This window comes from Nocardia altamirensis NBRC 108246 (genome assembly GCF_001612685.1).
GTDB lineage: Bacteria > Actinomycetota > Actinomycetes > Mycobacteriales > Mycobacteriaceae > Nocardia > Nocardia altamirensis.
Window position 1 is genome coordinate 140,452 of record NZ_BDAY01000003.1, and the last position, 18,446, is coordinate 158,897.

Here is an 18,446-nt window from a genome sequence, read left to right on the forward strand (position 1 = left end):
GGCGGGCATGTCGCCAGGAGAAGGAAGTCGAACCGACTTGACGATCAACGAGAGCACCGAGACCGGTACCGGACAGAGCGCGAAGGTGGTCGCATCCGCCCAAGCGGGCGGAACCAGGGCGCCTCTGCTGGATCGACTGCTGAGCGGCATCCCGTACGCGCTTGCCTTCGGCGGACAGGGCGCCCAGTGGCTCGACGAACTGGAAGAGATCGGCCGTGACAGCGCGCTGGAGCCCGAACTGACCGCACTGGTCAACGAGGCGGAAGCGCTGCTCGAACCCGTTGCGGCCCAACTGCTCGTGGTCAGGCCGGTCGGCTTCGACCCGATCGGCTGGATGCTGGAAGACGAACTGGTCGACACCGACCAGGGCGAGATCTCGGCGGCTCCGTCCCCGCAGGTGCTTCGCTCTGCGGCGGTATCGATGCCCGGCGTGCTGCTCTCGCAGCTGGCCGCGGTGCGGGCGCTGCGGCTCCAGGGTCTGGATGCGGCCGAGCACGCGCCAGTGGCGATTGTGGGGCACTCGCAGGGCAGGCTGGCGGCCACGGCCGTCGAGTCCGGCGGGCAGCGCGACGCCGAGATCCTGGCGATCGGCCAATTGATCGGCGCGGCGGCCGGTTTGGTGGCCCGCAGGCGTGGACTGATGCCGATCGGCGAGCGTTCGCCGATGGTCGCCGTGTCGAACGTTGACCCCGAGCAGCTGCGTGCCGTCGTCGCCGAGGTGTCCGATGGCGTCGACCCGGCCGCGGCCGCGGTGGTCTCGATCCGCAACGGACGCAGGCGCGCGGTGCTCTCGGGCCCGCCCGCCCAGCTGGAGCGGGTGCGTCAGGCGTGCGCCCGGATTCATGACGAACAGGCCCGCGAGCGCGAGGCCAAGGCGCGCGGTGGCGCGATCTTCGCGCCGGTCTTCGAGGATGTTCTCGTCGACGTCGCGTTCCACCACCCGGCCCTGGCCGACACGGTCGACCTGGTGACCTCGTGGGCGAACCAGTGTGGCGTTGACGCGGCGCTGGCGGGCGCGCTCACCCAGGAGATCCTGGTCGATCCGATCGACTGGGTTGAGGTTGTCGACGGCGTCGTTGCCGCTGGCGCGCAATGGATTCTGGACATGGGCCCCGGCGATCTGCTGTCCCGCGTCACCGGCGGCTCGCTCAAGGGCACCGGCGTCGGCATGGTGGCCGCCGCGACCAGGACCGGGCAGCGCAGCCTGCTCACCCCTGGCGCCGCACCGGAGACGGCAGCGCCGTGGCAGACCTTCGCACCCCGCCCGGTCCGGTTGCCGAACGGGCGGATCGTGGTGGAGACCGCGTTCACCCGGCTCACCGGACGCTCGCCGATCCTGCTCGCCGGTATGACGCCGACCACCGTTGACGCGAAAATCGTTGCGGCCGCGGCGAATGCGGGCCACTGGGCGGAGCTGGCCGGTGGCGGCCAGGTGACCGAGCAGATCTTCGCCGACCGGGTTGCCGAGTTGAAGACGCTGCTGGCGCCGGGCCGCGCGGTCCAGTTCAACTCGCTGTTCCTCGACCCCTACCTGTGGAAGCTGCAGCTCGGCGGCAAGCGCCTGGTGCAGAAGTCCCGCACCGCGGGCGCCCCGTTCGACGGAGTCATTGTCACCGCGGGCATTCCGGAGCTCGAAGAGGCCGTGGCGTTGATCGGTGAGCTCACCGAGGTCGGCATCTCACACGTCGCCTTCAAGCCGGGCACCGTCGCCCAGATCCGGGCCGTGCTGCGGATCGCCGCCGAGGTGCCGGACTACCCGGTGATCATGCACATCGAGGGCGGCAAGGCAGGCGGGCACCACTCCTGGGAAGACCTGGACGACCTGCTGATCGAGACCTACGCCGAACTGCGCAACCACTCGAACGTGGTGGTCTGCGTCGGCGGCGGCATCGGAACCCCTGAGCGCGCAACGGAATACCTCACCGGTGAGTGGGCCGCAGCGCTCGGGTACCCGGTGATGCCGCTCGACGGTGTGCTGGTCGGCACCGCGGCGATGGCCACGCTGGAGGCGACCACCGCCCCCGAGGTCAAGCAGCTGCTCGTCGATACCCCTGGCACCCCCGACTGGGTCGGCGCGGGCACCGCGTCCGGCGGAATGGCATCGGGCCGCAGCCAATTGGGCGCCGACATCCACGAGATCGACAACGCCGCCTCGCGGACCGGCCGCCTGCTCGACGAGGTCGCCGGTGACGCCGACGCCGTCGCGGCCCGCCGCGAGGAGATCATCGCGGCCATGAACGCTACGGCCAAGCCGTATTTCGGCGATGTGGCGTCGATGACCTACCAGGACTGGCTCGAGCGCTACGTCGAGCTGGCCGTCGGTCTCGACCGCCGCAAGGACTTCGACTGCGGCACCGACCTCGGCGAGGCGATCGCCGACGCCACCCGCTCGGTGTGGCTCGACATCACCTGGCGTGACCGGTTCGCGGAGATGATGCGCCGCACCGAATCTCGCCTGCACCCGGCCGACCGCGGCGAGATCCCGACGCTGTTCGCCGACGACACCGCGTTCGAAAACCCGGTCGCCGCACTGTGCGCGCTGAAGGAGCAGTACCCGGCCGCCGAGCACACCCTGCTGCACCCGGCCGACGTTCCGTTCTTCGTCTCGCTGTGCAAGACCCCCGGCAAGCCGGTCAACTTCGTTCCTGTCGTCGACGGCGATGTGCGCCGCTGGTGGCGCTCGGATTCGCTGTGGCAGGCCCATGATCCGCGCTACTCGGCCGATCAGGTCTGCGTCATCCCCGGCACCGTCGCCGTCGCGGGCATCACCCGCGTCGACGAGCCGGTCGGCGAACTGCTCGACCGCTTCGAGCAGGACACCGCATACTCGTTGGTGCGCGCCGGCCTCGTGCCTGCGGCCGTCGACGCCCGACGCGTCGCAGGCGTGACCACCGGCCCGATCGACACGGTGCTTGCCGCGCCGGACATCGAATGGGCCGGACGCACCACCGTCAACCCGGTGCACCGGCTCGGCGACCACGCCGACTGGACCGTGGACGGCAAGGGCGCCGTGCACCCGCCGAGCGGGGCAACGCTCACCGAGACCACCGGCCCGGACGCCGACAACGCCTACGTCGAGCTGACTGTCCCGCTGTTGGGCAGCAACGTCGTTCGCATCCGCATCACCGTGCCGACCACCACCTTCAACGGCGGCGCCCCCGTCGTCACCGTTGCCGACGCACACGAGTCGATGACCGCGCTGCTCGCCGTCGCCGCCGGGCAGTCGCTGCCCGAGGTGAAGGGCGGGACCGCGCACCTGAACATCGCGTGGACCCCGGACCTCATCGCCGATCACGCAGGCGTCACCGGTTCCGGCCTGCCCGCGGCGCTGAGCACGCTCGGCCGCACCGCGCCCGACGTCCTGGTCGGCGCCTGCTGGCCCGCGGTGTTCGCGGTGCTCGGCGAGGCACGCGCCGCGGACGGCGTCGGCGTCATCGAGGGCATGCTCGACCTGGTCCACCTGGACCACCAGATCGAGCTGGCCGGCGAATTGCCGACCAGCCCCAGTGTTCTGGTGGTGCGCGCGACCGCGGGCGAGGCGCTCGACACCGATCTCGGCCGCGTGGTCGAGGTGCGGGTGCAGATCACCGGCATGCTGGACAAGCCGGAAACCGGCCTGTCCATGCCGAAGGTCGCCACGCTCGTCGAGCGTTTCGCCATCCGCGGCCGCAACGGAGCGGGCGAGCTGACCGATCCGCCGCGCGCGGCGGGCACCGTGTCCGAGGCCGCCATCGACACCCCGCGCCGCCGCAGGCGCGATGTCACCATGATCGCGCCGCGCGCCATGCACGCGTTCGCCGCGGTCTCCGGCGACCACAACCCGATCCACACCAGCGATTCCGCCGCCAAGCTCGCCGGGCTCGGCAGCCCGATCGTGCACGGCATGTGGCTCTCGGCCGCCGCGCAGCACGCGGTATCGGCGATCGACCCGTCGAGTACGGTCCCCGCGCGGACCGTGACGGCGTGGACCACCCGGTTCCTCGGCATGGTTCGCCCCGGCGCGCAGATCGACGTGCGCGTCGAGCGGATCGCGGTCGACGCGGGCGCCGAGATCGTCGAGATATCCTGCCGTGCCGCAGGCGAATTGGTGATGACCGCGACCGGGCGCACCGCCGCGCCGCGGACCGTCTACGCGTTCCCCGGCCAGGGCATCCAGCGCAAGGGCATGGGCCTGGACGCGCGCACCCGCTCGAAGGCCGCCAAGGCGATCTGGGAGCGCGCCGACAAGCACACCAGGGCCGCGCTCGGCTTCTCCATCCTGGCCGTTGTCCGCGACAACCCGACCTACCTCAAGGCCCGCGGTGTCGAGCACCGGCACCCGGACGGCGTGCTGCACCTGACCCAGTTCACCCAGGTCGCCATGGCGGTGCTCGGTGTCGCTCAGGTTGCCGAGCTGCGCGAGGCAGGCGCCTTCGTCGAGGGCTCCATGCTGGCCGGGCACTCGGTCGGTGAGTACAACGCGCTCGCCGCGGTCGCCGGGGTGCTGCCGCTGGAGGCGGTGCTCGAGGTGGTGTTCCAGCGTGGATCCGCGATGCACGAGCTGGTGCCGCGTGATGCGCAGGGCCGCAGCAACTATCGGATGGCCGCCATCCGTCCCTCGCAGATCGGGCTGCCCGATGACGAGGTGATCGGTTTCGTCTCCGGCATCGGCGCGCAGACCGGCGAGTTCCTCGAGGTCGTCAACCTGAACCTGCGCGGCTCGCAGTATGCGATCGCGGGCACGGTGGCCGGACTGGAAGCACTGGAGACCGAGATCGACCGGCGCCGTGCCGAATTCGGCGGCAAGCGGGCGTTCATCCTGGTGCCCGGCATCGACGTGCCGTTCCATTCGACGGTGCTGCGCAAGGGTGTTCCCGAGTTCCGGACCAAGCTCGCCCAGCTGCTGCCCGAGGACCTGCACCCGGAGATCCTGGTCGGCCGCTACATCCCGAACCTGGTGCCGCGCCCGTTCTCGCTCGAGCGCGCATTCATCCAGGAGATCGCGGATCTGGTGCCCTCGGAGCCACTTGCCGAGGTGCTCAACGACTTCGAGTCGTGGGCGGCCCGTCCGGCCGACCTGTGCCGCGTGGTGCTGATCGAACTGCTCGCCTGGCAGTTCGCCAGCCCGGTGCGCTGGATCGAGACCCAGGACCTGCTGTTCACCGACGCCGCGCACGGCGGCCTCGGGGTGGAGCGGTTCGTCGAAATCGGTTTGGGCGCAACGCCGACCGTGGCGAACCTGGCCAGCCAGACACTGAAGCTGCCCGCGTTCAGCGGCGCGACGGTCGAGGTGCTCAACATCGAGCGCGAGGCAGGCGTCGTGTACGCCACCGACACCGATCCCGCGCCGGTCGACGAGCCTGCCGACGAGGTCGTCGTAACCGCTTCGGCCACACCGCAGGCCGCACCGGTGGCCGCTGCTCCGGCGGCAGCCCCGACCGGTGGCCCGCGTCCGGACGACATCGTGTTCACCGCCGCCGACGCCACCCGGGTGCTCATCGCGCTCTGGACCAAGCTGCGGCTGGACCAGATCGGCCCGGTCGACACCATCGAGGGCCTGTGCGACGGTGTCTCTTCGCGCCGCAACCAGCTGCTCGTCGACCTCGGCTCCGAGCTCTCGCTCGGCGCCATCGACGGTGCCGCCGACGCGGACATGGGCGCGCTGTCGGCCACGGTGGAGCGGCTGGCCCGCACCTACAAGCCGTTCGGCTCGGTGCTCTCCGATTCGATCGGCGATCACCTGCGCAAGGTGTTCGGACCGTCGGGCAAGCGCCCGGCCGCCATCGCTGAGCGTGTCACAAAGGTGTGGCAGCTCGGCGACGGTTGGGGCAGCCATGTCATCGCCGAGGTCTCCCTCGGCACCCGCGAAGGCGCCAGCGTCCGCGGTGGCGACCTCGGCGGGCTGGTCTCCGGCGCACTGAGCGACGGCGCCTCGGTCGACGCGGCCATCGACGCCGCCGTGCAGGCCGTCGCGGCCCGTCGCGGTGTCGCGGTCTCGCTGCCTTCGGCCGGTGGTGGTGGCGGTGGCACCGTCGACGCTGCCGCGCTCGGCGAGTTCACCGAGCAGATCACCGGCCGCGACGGCGTGCTCGCCACGGCGGCAAGGGTGGTGCTCGAGCAGCTCGGCCTGACCGAGCAGATCTCCGCACCCGAGGCCACCGACGACTCGCTCGTCAACCTGGTCGCGGCCGAATTGGGTTCGGACTGGCCGCGTTTGGTCGCTCCCGCGTTCGACGCCCGCAAGGCCGTCCTGCTCGACGACCGCTGGGCCACCGCCCGCGAGGACCTGGCCAGGCTGTGGCTCGGCGACGACGCCGAGACCGCGGAGCTGCCACTGAGCGGCTACGTTGGTGCGGGCGAAGCCGTTGCCGCGCAGGCCAACTGGTGGCGCGAGCGGGCCAAGCACGAGGCACGCTCGGTGCTGGCAGGCGTCTACGAGCAGATCGCCGTTGCCGCGGCGAGCACCGAGGAGCCGGGCCAGTGGTCCTCGGACATCGCGGTGATCACCGGCGCCAGCAAGGGTTCCATCGCGGCGGCGGTCACCGGGCGGCTGCTCGGCGGCGGCGCGACCGTGGTGGTCACCACCTCGCGCCTGGACGACGAGCGGCTCGGCTTCTACCGGAAGCTGTACCGGGACAACGCCCGCCACGGCGCCGCCCTCTGGATCGTGCCCGCGAACATGGCGTCCTACCAGGACATCGACGCGCTCATCGACTGGGTCGGCACCGAACAGGTCGACAACGCGGGCGGCGCGAAGATCAAGACCAAGGACGCGATGACGCCGACCATGCTGCTGCCGTTCGCGGCGCCGCGGGTGGCAGGCGACCTCTCCGACGCGGGGGCCCGCGCGGAAATGGAAATGCGCGTGCTGCTCTGGTCGGTCGAGCGGCTGATCGGTGGCCTGTCCATCCTCGGCGCCGACCATGATGTCGACGCGAAACTGCATGTGGTGCTGCCGGGTTCGCCCAACCGCGGCCTCTTCGGCGGCGACGGCGCCTACGGCGAAGCCAAGGCGGCCCTCGACGCGGTGGTCACCAAGTGGCGGGCCGAGAAGTCGTGGTCAACCCGGGTCACGTTGGTGCACGCGCTGATCGGCTGGGTGCGCGGCACCGGCCTGATGGGCCACAACGACCCGATGGTCGCGGCCGTCGAGCAGGCAGGCGTGCAGACCTGGTCCACCGCCGAGATGGCCGACGAGCTGCTCAAATGGTGCACCTCGCGCGCTCGCCAGGTCACCCTGGCAGGCCCGCAGCAGATCGACCTGACCGGCGGATTGGCCAGTGCCAAGCTCGATCTGCCCGCGCTGGCCAAGCAGGCTGCGGAGCAGGCGGCGGCCGACGAGGCGACAGCTGAGGCCGGCGTGACGATTTCGGCGCTGCCCGCGCCGCCGACCATGTCCTCGGTGCTTCCTGTCCCCGAATGGGGCACGGTCAGCACAGATCTCGCGGACATGGTGGTGATCGTCGGTGCAGGCGAGCTCGGCCCCTACGGCTCGGCGCGCACCCGGTTCGAGATGGAGGTCGACGACGAGCTCTCGGCCGCGGGCGTGCTCGAGCTCGCCTGGACCACCGGCCTGGTCACGTGGGAGAACGACCCCAAGCCCGGCTGGTACGACGCCGAATCCGGTGACTACGTACCCGAACACGAGCTGGCCGAGAAGTACCACGACACCGTGGTCGCCCGCTGCGGCGTACGCCGCTACGGCGACGACGGCGCAATGATCGACAACACCGCGCCGCTGATGACGTCGGTGTTCCTCGACCAGGACCTCACCTTCACGGTCGGCGGCGAGGCCGAGGCCCGCGCCTTCCACGAGGCCGACCCCGAGCACACGGTCATCGTTCCGGTCGCCGATTCGGCCGACTGGGTGGTGACTCGCAAGGCGGGCACCGAGATTCGGGTGCCGCGCAAGGCCAAGCTGTCGCGCACCGTCGGCGGCCAGATCCCCACCGGCTGGGATCCGACCATCTGGGGCATCTCCGCCGAGATGGCGAATTCCGTTGACCGCGTTGCGCTCTGGAACGTCGTCTGCACTGTCGACGCGTTCATCAGCTCCGGCTTCAGTCCGGCCGAGCTGATGAGCTGGGTGCACCCGAGCCTGGTCGCCAACACCCAGGGCACCGGCATGGGCGGCATGTCCTCGATGCGCTCGCTCTACGTCGACAACCTGCTCGGTGAGTCGCGGCCGAACGACATCCTGCAGGAGGCGCTGCCGAACGTGGCGCTCGCGCACGTGGTGCAGTCCTACGTCGGCAGCTACGGCGCGATGGTGCACCCGGTGGCGGCGTGCGCCACCGCCGCGGTGTCGGTGGAAGAGGGCGTCGACAAGATCCGCCTCGGCAAGGCCGAAGTGGTCGTGGCAGGCGGTTTCGACGATCTCGGCATCGAAGGCATCGTCGGCTTCGGCGACATGTCTGCCACCGCGGACTCGGCGGCCATGCGCGCCAAGGGCATCAGCGACCGGTACTTCTCCCGCGCCAACGATCGCCGCCGCGGCGGCTTCGTGGAATCGCAGGGTGGCGGCACCGTGCTGCTCGCTCGCGGTGACGTTGCGGTGGAGATGGGCCTGCCGGTGCTCGGCGTTGTCGCCTTCGCGCAGTCCTTCGCCGACGGCGTGCACACCTCCATCCCTGCGCCCGGTCTCGGCGCGCTCGGTGCGGGGCGTGGCGGCCGCGAATCCCGGTTCGCCGCCGAGCTGCGCAAGCTCGGTGTCGGTCCGGACGAGATCGCGGTGCTGTCCAAGCACGACACGTCCACCGCGGCGAACGACCCGAACGAGTCCGAGCTGCACGAGCGGCTCGCCTCGGCCATCGGACGCTCCGACGGCGCACCGCTGTTCGTGATCTCGCAGAAGGCACTGACCGGGCACGCCAAGGGCGGCGCGGCCGCGTTCCAGCTGATCGGCCTGTGCCAGGTGCTGGAAAACGGTGTGGTGCCGCCGAATCGGAGCCTCGACTGCGTCGACGAGAAGATGCAGGCCTACCCGCACCTGGTGTGGGCGCGGGAGACGCTGCGCTTCGGTGAGCGGTTCGCGCTGAAGGCGGGCCTGCTGACCTCGCTCGGCTTCGGCCACGTCAACGGCCTTGTCGCAGTGGTGCATCCGGAGGCGTTCATCCAGGCGATCGACCCGGCCCGGCGCGCGGACTACCAGGCACGGGCGCAGCAGCGTCAGCTGGCAGGGCGGCAGCGGTTCACCGAGGCCATGTGCGGCGGGGCACCGCTGTACGAGCGTCCGGCGGACCGTCGTCTCGGTGGCGACGGCACGCCTGCCAAGCAGGCGCGTCAGCTGGAAGCCGATGTGCTGCTGTCGACCGACGCGCGCCTCAACGGCGAGGGCAAGTATCGGGCGGACGGGTTCGGTTGTGGCGCCGGGATGTTGGCCGCCGGGGATGGTTCGCGCCCTGGCGACCAGAGCACCTCGTAGGCTCCGGCGTATGACGATCCTCGGTATCGGCTTGGACTTGGTGACCATCTCCGAGTTCGCCGAACAGCTCGAACGTGCCGGAACGACGATGCTCCGCGAGAGTTTCACGGCAGGTGAGCGGCGCTACTGTCAGAGCAAGGGGACCGACCCTGCACGGAGTTACGCGGTGCGGTGGGCGGCGAAGGAAGCGGTGATCAAGGCATGGGCCTCGTCGCGCTTTGCCCGCCGCCCACAGATCGGGGACAACCCGTATCCGCTGATCGAAGTGGTCAACGACGCGTGGGGTAGGCCGAGCATCAAGCTGCACGGCTTGGCCGCCGAGTTCCTGCCCCGCGCTCGGGTGCACCTGTCGCTCACGCACGACGGCGACACCGCTGCCGCGATGGTGGTGCTGGAAGATCCAGGTGAATTAGCCGACCTCATCGCGGGTCGCGAAGGGCAGGACTGACCTCGACTCGGCGCGTGCACGGCGGTTGCCGGGCACGCGCCGAGTATTGTCATGACCTCGACGGACGCCCCAAGATTTGGAATCAGCAACAAAGGGCACGAGAAAACTTGGGCTACGATTCCATAGTCTTCAGTCATTCTGCCGGGTGATCCTGGTTTCAGGGCAACGTGGCCTAGTCGTGCGTTTAGAGAATTAGACAAACATCGGTGTTCCACGCCGAGTGCGGCAAGGTTGCGCCCACCCCCGACCGAACGATCGAGGAGTTGGCCGATGACCGGATGGAATCGCATCGAACGTGGCACCGGGCGCCCCCTGGTGCTGCTGCACGGCGGCGGTGCGTCGGCAAGCTGTTGGCTGCCGGTGCTCGACCAGCTGAGCGTCGATCGGCGCGTCCTCGCCCTCGACTTTCCCGGGCACGGGGAAACCCCGGCGCCCGGACCGGACATCGAGGTCGATCTCCCTTGGCTCACCGAGGAACTCGGCATCGAATTGCGCCGCCTCGGCATCAACGGCCCGGTGGATCTGGTCGGCAACTCCCTGGGTGGGCTCGTCGCCTTGGAGGCCGCGAAGCGCGGGCTCGCGAGCACCGTCGTCGCTCTCTCGCCAGCGGGGTTGTGGCGCAACGGAATGCCGTTGCGGCTGCAGTTGATATTCCGGACCGGATTGCTCGGCGCACGGCTCACCAGGACCAGGGCTGGCGCCCTGCTCGGCCGAAAGATGATGCGCGCGTTGACCTTGTGGCCGGTGGTTGCCAAGCCGCAACAGTTGAGCCCGGCCGAGGCGATCGATCTAGCGCGCGATCTCGACCGATCCGGTCCGACCCTGCGGCGCGCACTTCAGGTGGCAAAGTCCATGAGTTTCCAAGGCGGGCAGGCGATCACCGTGCCGGTGACCATCGCGTTCGGCGCCATCGACCGGATGGTCCCGCCGCGCAGCAAGCACTACCCGGAACTGCCCGCACAGGCCAGGAAAATCATCCTGCCCGGGTGCGGCCACGTGCCCATGTGGGACGCCCCGCAGCTGATCGTCGACACGATCCGGGACGGGATCTCCCCGGCCCACCCGGTGCAGCAGTCGGCCGTCTGACGCCTCAGCGCTGACTGGCCGAGCGTGATTCCTTCTCGGCGACCAACAGATACGCGACCATCAGTCGCTTGAGCTCGGAGACCGCCTCGGCATTGCTCTGCTCGTCCTGCACCGAGAAGTTCAGCATCGAATACACGACGTGCACCAGCACCTCGGCCATCATGGTGCGCCGCGCCCGCGGGGTGCGCGGGGTCAGCGGCCGCAGCATCTGCGCGACGACCTCCGCGAACTCCTTCTCGTGGATGGCGCCGGTCGCGCGTGTCGACGGGGTGGACTGCATGGCGAGCCACACTTCGCGCCGCGACGGGTCGGTCATCCAGAGGTTCGCCATGTGATCGACGAACTGATTCATGTGCCGCAGCCAGTCCAGCGAAGGGATCTCGCCGTGGAAGTCGGCGAGCTCGCGCGAAACGGCAACGAGGTCTTGTCGATTCAGCTCGCAGACGATGACGTATTTGTTGGCGAAGAATTGATAGAGCGTGCCGATGGGAACCTCGGCTCGCGCCGCCACCTCTTCACAGGTGAACGATTCGAACCCGACCTCGACGAGAAGTTCCCTTGACGCCTGTAAAAGCGCGTCGAACTTTCGTTTGCTGCGTTCCTGCGTCGGCCGTCGCCGCGGCATGAGCTCCTGTGGGTCGTCCTGCAGCTCCAACGCAGGGTCCAGCCGCTGTTTCCTGGCCTCCGCGCGTAGTTCCACATATCCAGGCTAACGGTATGGATACGCAGGCGACACGCGCACGGCATCTGCGTGTTCCGCTTCTGTCCGATTTCACTACCCATCCGGATCGAATATGGCACCGAACACATACCGAGCGCGCGTGGCTTCGGACGCGCGAAAGGACCAGGAAGGCGCGATCAGTGGTAGCTCGATCAGTGGTAACTCTCGGCGTCTCCACCGAACGTGGCGCCGTGCACGCGGTAGCTTTCGCCGATACCGGCGCGAGGCTACCCGAGCGCGTGCTGCTGCATCGGGTGCAGCAGACGCACGGTGACACCAAGGCCGATGTGGCGGAAGCGGTCGAGACGGTGATGGATGAACTCGCCGCCGAGCTCGGCCCCGACCACGAGATCGCGGGTGCGGCGGTCACCTACCGGGACGCCGCCGAGCGCCGCGCGATCGTCACCCGCTTGGCGTCCGGACGGTGGCACACCGCCTCGCTCGTCTCGCCCAAGACCGCGCACCTCAGCGTGGCAGGCGTGATGAGCTGGCTCGACGAATTCGACGATCTGCTGATCTGCGAGATCGTGCCCGGTTATCAGGCATTCACGCTGATCGACCGTGGCCGTCGCCGGATCCTCGCCTCGCTCAGCCAGGCGGGCGGCGCGACGGCGGAGTCGCTCGGTGCCGCGGTGACGGCGGCATGGGACCAGTTCGAGGCCGCGGCGGTCCGGCCGGACGCCGTGGTGCTGATCGGGTCGGCCGCGAACAAACCCGCGGTGGTCGCGGCCGTCGACGGCTTCGGCGCGCCGGTGATCCCCAGCAAGACCGCGGCCGCCGGTGCGGCGGCCGGTGCCGCGCTGTACGCCATGGCCGACGTGGCCGGGGTCGGTGAGCCGGAGGAGCGGGTGCGGCGAGTGCGAGGTGGTACTGCGGTTTTCGCGGCGGCCAGCGTGCTCGCGGGTGGTTTGGTCGTCGGTGGGGTCTACGTGGCCGGTGGTTCGGCGCGGGTACCCGGCACCGTCGTCAGGGACGCCAACGTGACCGCTGACGCCAAGGTGGTCCGCAGCGAGACCGGTGGCGCGGGCAAGCCGGGTGAGGGTCGCAACGGCGCCGATGGTGCGGTGTCGGACCGTAGGGCCCCGATCCACGGGCCCACCGTGCCGGATCTGACGATCGTCACCATCGACGATCCGCTCGACGTCGGGCCGCAGTACACGGCCCAGCGGTGGGGCATCAGCCCGCAGGAGCAGCCGGAGGCGCTGGTGCCCGCCGAGCCGGCACGGGACGCCGAGACGAACGCGGCGGCGCCACTGTTTTCCGGCTCCGGCCTTCCTGCGCCGACCACCAAGGTCGGCGCGCCGAACGGGTCGTTGCTGTTCCCCGGCGAGAAGCCGCCGCCGGAAGCGTTCACCCCGGAGTCGTACACCTGGTGGGACAACCACTTCCGGATGATGGTGCAGTGGGCGGCTCAGCAGTTGATGCCCACATAACGCACGGTTCGTCCACGGACAACCACGAGGCCCGGCACCCCCCTTCGGTGCCGGGCCTCGTGGTCGATCAGTGAGTTGTCTTGCGCCGGTACAGCACTCCGGCCGCGAGATAACCCACCGCGGCGATGCCCGCGCACCAGAGCACGGCAAGCAACGCGCTGTTGCCGATCGGGGTGCCCATGAGCAGTCCGCGCAATGTCTCGATCACCGGAGTCACCGGCTGGTTCTCGGCGAACCAGTGCAGGGCGGCAGGCATCGAATGCGGCGGCACGAAGGCGCTGCTCACGTACGGCAGGAACATGAAGAAGAAAGTGACGGCGTTGGCGGCTTCCGGATTCTTCGCCAGCAATCCGAGCGCGGCCGCCAGCCAGGACAGCGCGAGCACGAACAGCGCGATGACGCCATAGGCGGCCAGCCAGCACAGCGGGTCGCCGGTCGGCCGGAAGCCCGTCACGAGCGCAACCAAGATCACCAAGGTGGTGGTGATCAGATTGCGCAGCAGGCTTTCGGCCACATGCCCGGTCAGCACCGACGAGCGAGCGACCGCCATGGTGCGGAAACGATCGATGATGCCGTTGGAGAGATCGGTGGACAGGCTGACCGCCGTTGTCGCCGAACCGAATCCGGCACACAGCAGGATGATGCCAGGCACGACGTAGTCGATGTACTTGCCGCCGACGTTCATCGCGCCGCCGAATACGTAGGTGAACATCAGCAGGATCATGATCGGCACCGCGATGGTCATGATCACCGTGTCCGGACTGCGCAGGGTGTGCCGCAGGTTGCGGCTCAACATGGTGGCCGAGTCCTGCGCGGAACGGGTCAGCGCGGCAAGCGGATCGACGGCCTGCCTGGTGGAAATCGTCACTGTGCCGCTACTTTCTCGGTGGTGGGGTGCCCGGTGAGCGCGAAGAACACGTCATCGAGGTCGGGGGTGTGGATGGCGAGGTCGTCGATCGCGATCGCCTGATCCTCGAACCGATCCAGCAGGTGTTTGACGGTGCCGACACTGCCGTCGGACGGGATCTGCAGCAGCAACTGCTCGACGTCGATCGTGGCGTCGGGCACCGCCTGCGCGGCGGCGGCCAGGCCGTGCCGATCGGCGAACCGGAGTTGGATATGACCGCCGGGCGCGAGCCGTTTCAGGTCGTCCGGCGTGCCGTCGGCGACGATCTTTCCGTTGTGCAGCACCGCGATTCGATCGGCGAGCTGGTCGGCTTCCTCGAGATACTGGGTGGTGAGGAAGATCGTCACGCCGTCCGCGACCAGGTTCCGGATCACCTGCCACAGCTCGCGGCGGCTGCGCGGGTCGAGGCCGGTGGTCGGTTCGTCGAGGAAGATGATGCTCGGGTCGCCCATCAGGCTCATGGCCAGGTCGAGGCGGCGGCGCATGCCGCCCGAATAGGTCGCGACGCGGGCATCCGCCGCGTCGGTGAGGTCGAATTGTGCCAGGAGACGGGCGGTTCGGCGCTGAGCCTCCGGCTTGGGCAGGTGCAGGAGCCGTCCCATCAGCCGGAGATTTTCGGCGCCGGTCAGCACGTCGTCGACCGCCGAGTACTGGCCGGTGACTCCGATGAGGCGGCGGACAGCGTCGGCCTCGTGCGCCAGATCGTGCCCGGCGATGCGGATCTCGCCGCTGTCCGCGCTGGTCAGGGTGGCGAGGATGCGCACGATCGTGGTTTTGCCCGCGCCGTTGGGGCCGAGCAACGAGAAGACCGTTCCCGGTGCGACCTCGAGGTCAACGCCGGCCAGCACGGTCTTGTCGCCGAAGGCTTTGGTCAGCCCGCTGATACTGACGGCGGGGTTGGATGGGAGTGTCATGGTGTCCTCGGTGAGAAACTGTGTATGCCTTAAACTTGGTTTATATAGTACGCAGTTTTTGCCGAGAGGGAAGAGGCATCGAGAGGAAGGGGCGACCCGATGGAAACGCCGGACGCCGATGGGCCGCTGGCCAAGGCTTTCGCGCTGATGTGGGGTCTGGACGAGCCGGGAACCCGCGGACCCAAGCGCGGGCTGAGTCTGGATCAGGTGATCGACGCGGCGATCGAAGTGGCCGATGCCGAAGGGGCAGCGGCACTCTCGATGAGCCGGGTCGCCAAACATCTCGGCTTCACCACCATGTCGCTCTACCGGTACGTGGACAGCAAGGACACGCTGCTTGCGCTGGTGTCGGATCGCGCGATCGGCCTGCCGCCCGAACTGCCGGTCGGCGGCGAGTGGCGGGCCGGGATCGAGGCGTGGGCGTGGGCGGTCTCCCAATCGATCCGACGGCACCCGTGGTTCCTCGACCTGCCGCTGTCCACGCCGCCGATGGGGCCGTACAACATGGCGTGGCTCGATCGCGGTCTCGCCATGTTCGCCGACACCGCAGTGCCGGAATCAATCAAACTGCAGCTGGTGATGAATGTTTCGCTCTACATGATCGGCCGCATGCGGGTGGGCCGCGAGATGGCCGTCGACGACGACAACGACGAGTTCCCGGCTCTGCTGAGCCGAGTACTTGACCCGCAGCGCTTCCCGGCATTGACGCAGGCCCTCAACGCACAGGCCTTCGACGAAGCCTTCGAGGACGACATCGAAGAATGGGACGCCGATCTCCGCTTCGGACTCGACCGTCTCCTCGACGGCTACGAAACCTTCATCCGCTCCTTCGACCAGCGGTCCTAGATCGACTGGTCCAGGGCAATTCGGCGACATGGACTGGATGCCCCTCGACAACGTGAACCGCGCTCGTCGATACAGCGACAACGAGCGCGGTCTCACCCTCCGATGGTTTACCAGGTTCCGCAGAGCTCCGGGCTCGGCGCAAAGCCGGTAGTGAGGTTGTGCAACAAGCAAAGCAGCCCTTTCGTCGAGCTCCCTGTCCCCTGCTCGCTACTGCCCGTTCCCCGCTCACCAACCTCAATGGTGTTGTCGGCCATCGCGATCGGTGCGCCCACTGTCGCCATCACGCAGGCACCAGCCACCAGCACCCCCGCCATCGCACGTCGAATACGCATAATCCCTGTCCTTTTCGATCCATAGATCCCGACCGAGAACAGTCAACGACGACGACACCATCCAGACCAGACAGATATTGCAGCGCCCCCGATCCCTTGGGCCCACCAACCCCCCTTCGTCCGGCATCATATCCACCAGTGGGACAACCGCTTCCGGCGATGTTGCAGCGGTCGACGGCTCGCGCTAGATATCACGTCTCGCCGAGCCGCCGCACGGGTCGTTGCGTGTACGGGGTGCGGACGGTCGCTGCCAGTGCATCCTGGGCTCGCTGGCGCAATTCTGGCGGTATAGCCAACCATGATCTATGCACCGGGTTGTTCAACCGGGTCGCGAGAGTTTGTACTCGCCGGAAGTCGCTGCCAGACATTTCCTCGGCATACGCGCGTGGATTGGCGATCGCACAAGCCAGCACGGCCGCATCGTCGAGATGGCGGTCACGGTCACGTGAATCCTCCAGGTAGGCAGCACCTTTGAGTACCAGTGCGCCGAGGACGTTGGGCACACTCACGGTGATGATGCGCCCTTCGGATACCTCGATATCGCAGTTGACGGTTTTACGGAGTGCTGAAGTTCCGGCGGGAATGCGAAAAACTTCATGTCCTGCCACGGTAGGGCGGTGACTCGGCGCCAGATGGTCGGCAATCATGACATCGATCTGCTGAGGTCCGCGAAGGAATCGGTGCACAGGAGCATCGCGTTCGGTCGGAATGCAAAGCTGATAGCCGACCGACTCCAAGGCATATCGGGCCTGGCCGAATGTCGTTGCGCCAGTCTCGATGTGCAGGACCATGTCGATGTCGATCGTCGCCCTGTTGATCGGCAGGTCGGCATGTACGGCGTGGATCTGGATCATCAGGCCACCGACCAATGTCCAGAGATGGCCGGGGAAAATCGAGACAAGTTCGGCCACCTGAGGCCACGGTGGGCCCCAACCTCCGACCGGTGTTGGTATCTGCCAGCGGATTCGGCGGTGACTATCGGTCACGGTGATGTATTCCCTCGAGCAGAGTGGTGAGTTCGTGGTGGCCGGCCCGGTGCTCACGAGTGTTGAGCGACTCGGTCAGATCGACGGCGACAGCCGCCCATGGGGCACCGCCGCCGACGAATGCTTCTTCGAAAGTTGTTGCGCGGAGGACTATCTCGCCTGCGGGGTCGGGAATCAGGTCGAAATGGTCGACCAGGGCCGCCAGCTCCGTTGCCGGCACATAGCCATCGACTCCGGTTGTCTCGGACGTCAATTCGAGGCGTTGCCAGTACGGATGCCGGGTCGCGGATGCTCCAGTCAATGCGACATCGGCTCGTAGGTTGTGCACCGCGACCGGGTCGCCCCGGAAGCGATGGGTGGTAGCGCGGTTGTCCGTGAGGTGCGCCAGCTCGTCCGCATCCATCCTGCGAAGCCGATGGGTGAGTCGGGTCCGTTCGGCAGGCGACACCCACGCGGGATCGGAACCGGACAGCAATGTCAGCGCGGCCCATGCCATGCGCTGAGTCCATATCCGTCCCGGGTGTCTGCGCTGCCGAACGAGCCGATGGACCGAGCTCGCGTCGACCAGCAGTGTCCGCCCGACACGTCGAACTACGTCGAGTTGACCGGCGGATGCCATGCGCGCAACCTGCCGGGGCGTGACTTCCAGCAGCTCGGCAGCCTGCGCTGTCGTCATCTCACTCATACACATATAGTCTCTCAAGCGACTATATGTGTAAATAGATAATGCTCAGTGGCTAAATTGTGGCGAGCTGTTCCCGGCCTCTGCCGCGACTATACCGACAGGTCGCGGCGGAGTTTGGCTACGTGGCCGGTGGCTCGGACGTTGTATTGGGCGACCTCGATTTTGCCGGTTTCGTCGACGAGGAAGGTGGAGCGGATGACGCCGGTGACGGTTTTGCCGTACATGGTTTTCTCGCCGAACGCGCCCCATGCGGTGAGCACGGTCCGATCCGGGTCCGAGAGCAGCGGGAAGGTCAGCTTCTCGGCGTCGCGGAACTTGGCGAGCTTGGCTGGCTTGTCCGGCGAGATGCCGAGCACGTCGATTCCTGCACCGTCGAGCTCGGCGAGGTTGTCGCGGAAGTCGCAGGCCTGTTTGGTGCAGCCGGGGGTGCTCGCGGCGGGGTAGAAGTAAACGATCACCTTGCGGCCGCGGTAGTCGGCGAGCGAGACGTCCTTGCCGTCGGCGTCCGGGAGCGTGAAGTCGGGGGCGGTGTCACCCGGGGAGAGTCGTTGGGTATCGGTCACGTCCTGCACGGTAACCGAAGGCTCGGACATGGTGCGCACGGACGGAACGACACTGTGTGGACCGACAGGCAGGCCTCGAATCCGGCACCGGATCACTGTGTGGACGGACAGCTCGCCGGACT

The 18,446-nt window shown here is 68.2% G+C and carries 11 protein-coding genes; 5 read left to right on the forward strand and 6 right to left on the reverse strand.

The features are described from left to right. Nucleotides 1–37: 37 nt before the first annotated feature. From NA11_RS01020 to NA11_RS01030, 3 genes are all read left to right on the forward strand, one after another. Nucleotides 38–9,403, forward strand: a complete 9,366-nt coding sequence (locus NA11_RS01020; protein ID WP_069159785.1) for a type I polyketide synthase — start codon at nucleotides 38–40, stop codon at nucleotides 9,401–9,403. Nucleotides 9,404–9,413: 10 nt separating this feature from the next. Beyond that, on the forward strand, nucleotides 9,414–9,851 hold the full coding sequence (acpS, locus tag NA11_RS01025) for a holo-ACP synthase AcpS (protein WP_069159786.1): 438 nt from the start codon (nucleotides 9,414–9,416) through the stop codon (nucleotides 9,849–9,851). Nucleotides 9,852–10,121: 270 nt separating this feature from the next. Beyond that, entirely contained in the window at nucleotides 10,122–10,937 is an 816-nt protein-coding gene (locus NA11_RS01030) for an alpha/beta fold hydrolase (protein WP_069159787.1), read from the forward strand. Nucleotides 10,938–10,941: 4 nt separating this feature from the next. On the opposite strand, the gene NA11_RS01035 is transcribed toward NA11_RS01030, so the two are convergent. Beyond that, nucleotides 10,942–11,562 (reverse strand): TetR/AcrR family transcriptional regulator, encoded by a 621-nt coding sequence (locus NA11_RS01035; RefSeq protein WP_226887505.1) that lies wholly within the window; start codon nucleotides 11,560–11,562, stop codon nucleotides 10,942–10,944. Between the two features lie 236 nt (nucleotides 11,563–11,798). On the opposite strand from NA11_RS01035, the gene NA11_RS01040 reads away from it, so the two are divergent. Then, nucleotides 11,799–13,091: a hypothetical protein gene (locus NA11_RS01040; RefSeq protein WP_141717313.1), complete on the forward strand. Its 1,293-nt coding sequence runs from the start codon at nucleotides 11,799–11,801 to the stop codon at nucleotides 13,089–13,091. Between the two features lie 67 nt (nucleotides 13,092–13,158). Here the strand turns inward: NA11_RS01040 and NA11_RS01045 are convergent, their stop codons facing one another. Next, nucleotides 13,159–13,887, reverse strand: coding sequence for an ABC transporter permease (locus NA11_RS01045; RefSeq protein WP_069159910.1), 729 nt, complete (start codon nucleotides 13,885–13,887; stop codon nucleotides 13,159–13,161). 68 nt (nucleotides 13,888–13,955) lie between these two features. After that, complete coding sequence (locus NA11_RS01050; RefSeq protein ID WP_069159789.1) at nucleotides 13,956–14,912, reverse strand: ABC transporter ATP-binding protein; 957 nt, start codon at nucleotides 14,910–14,912, stop codon at nucleotides 13,956–13,958. A gap of 99 nt (nucleotides 14,913–15,011) precedes the next feature. Here NA11_RS01050 and NA11_RS01055 point away from each other — a divergent pair, with 99 nt between their 5' ends. Beyond that, nucleotides 15,012–15,758 carry a TetR/AcrR family transcriptional regulator gene (locus NA11_RS01055; RefSeq protein WP_069159790.1) on the forward strand — a complete coding sequence of 249 codons (747 nt, stop codon included), beginning with the start codon at nucleotides 15,012–15,014 and terminating at the stop codon, nucleotides 15,756–15,758. A gap of 523 nt (nucleotides 15,759–16,281) precedes the next feature. Here NA11_RS01055 and NA11_RS01065 read toward each other — a convergent pair. The 3 genes from NA11_RS01065 to bcp form a co-directional block, all read right to left on the reverse strand. Next, nucleotides 16,282–17,001, reverse strand: a complete 720-nt coding sequence (locus tag NA11_RS01065) for a hypothetical protein (RefSeq protein WP_245745642.1) — start codon at nucleotides 16,999–17,001, stop codon at nucleotides 16,282–16,284. A 64-nt stretch (nucleotides 17,002–17,065) separates the two neighbouring features. After that, on the reverse strand, nucleotides 17,066–17,761 hold the full coding sequence (locus tag NA11_RS01070) for a helix-turn-helix domain-containing protein (RefSeq protein WP_069159792.1): 696 nt from the start codon (nucleotides 17,759–17,761) through the stop codon (nucleotides 17,066–17,068). A gap of 89 nt (nucleotides 17,762–17,850) precedes the next feature. Next, entirely contained in the window at nucleotides 17,851–18,324 is a 474-nt protein-coding gene (bcp, locus tag NA11_RS01075) for a thioredoxin-dependent thiol peroxidase (protein WP_141717314.1), read from the reverse strand. Between the last annotated feature and the right edge of the window lie 122 nt (nucleotides 18,325–18,446).

Bases quoted from the DNA above. Each gene is read 5' to 3' on its own strand.
- NA11_RS01050 (WP_069159789.1), bottom strand. From the start codon at position 14,912: ATGACACTCCCATCCAACCCCGCCGTCAGTATCAGCGGGCTGACCAAA.
- NA11_RS01035 (WP_226887505.1), bottom strand. From the start codon at position 11,562: ATGCCGCGGCGACGGCCGACGCAGGAACGCAGCAAACGAAAGTTCGAC.
- NA11_RS01045 (WP_069159910.1), bottom strand. From the start codon at position 13,887: ATGTTGAGCCGCAACCTGCGGCACACCCTGCGCAGTCCGGACACGGTG.
- NA11_RS01030 (WP_069159787.1), top strand. From the start codon at position 10,122: ATGACCGGATGGAATCGCATCGAACGTGGCACCGGGCGCCCCCTGGTG.
- NA11_RS01070 (WP_069159792.1), bottom strand. From the start codon at position 17,761: ATGAGTGAGATGACGACAGCGCAGGCTGCCGAGCTGCTGGAAGTCACG.
- acpS (WP_069159786.1), top strand. From the start codon at position 9,414: ATGACGATCCTCGGTATCGGCTTGGACTTGGTGACCATCTCCGAGTTC.
- NA11_RS01055 (WP_069159790.1), top strand. From the start codon at position 15,012: ATGGAAACGCCGGACGCCGATGGGCCGCTGGCCAAGGCTTTCGCGCTG.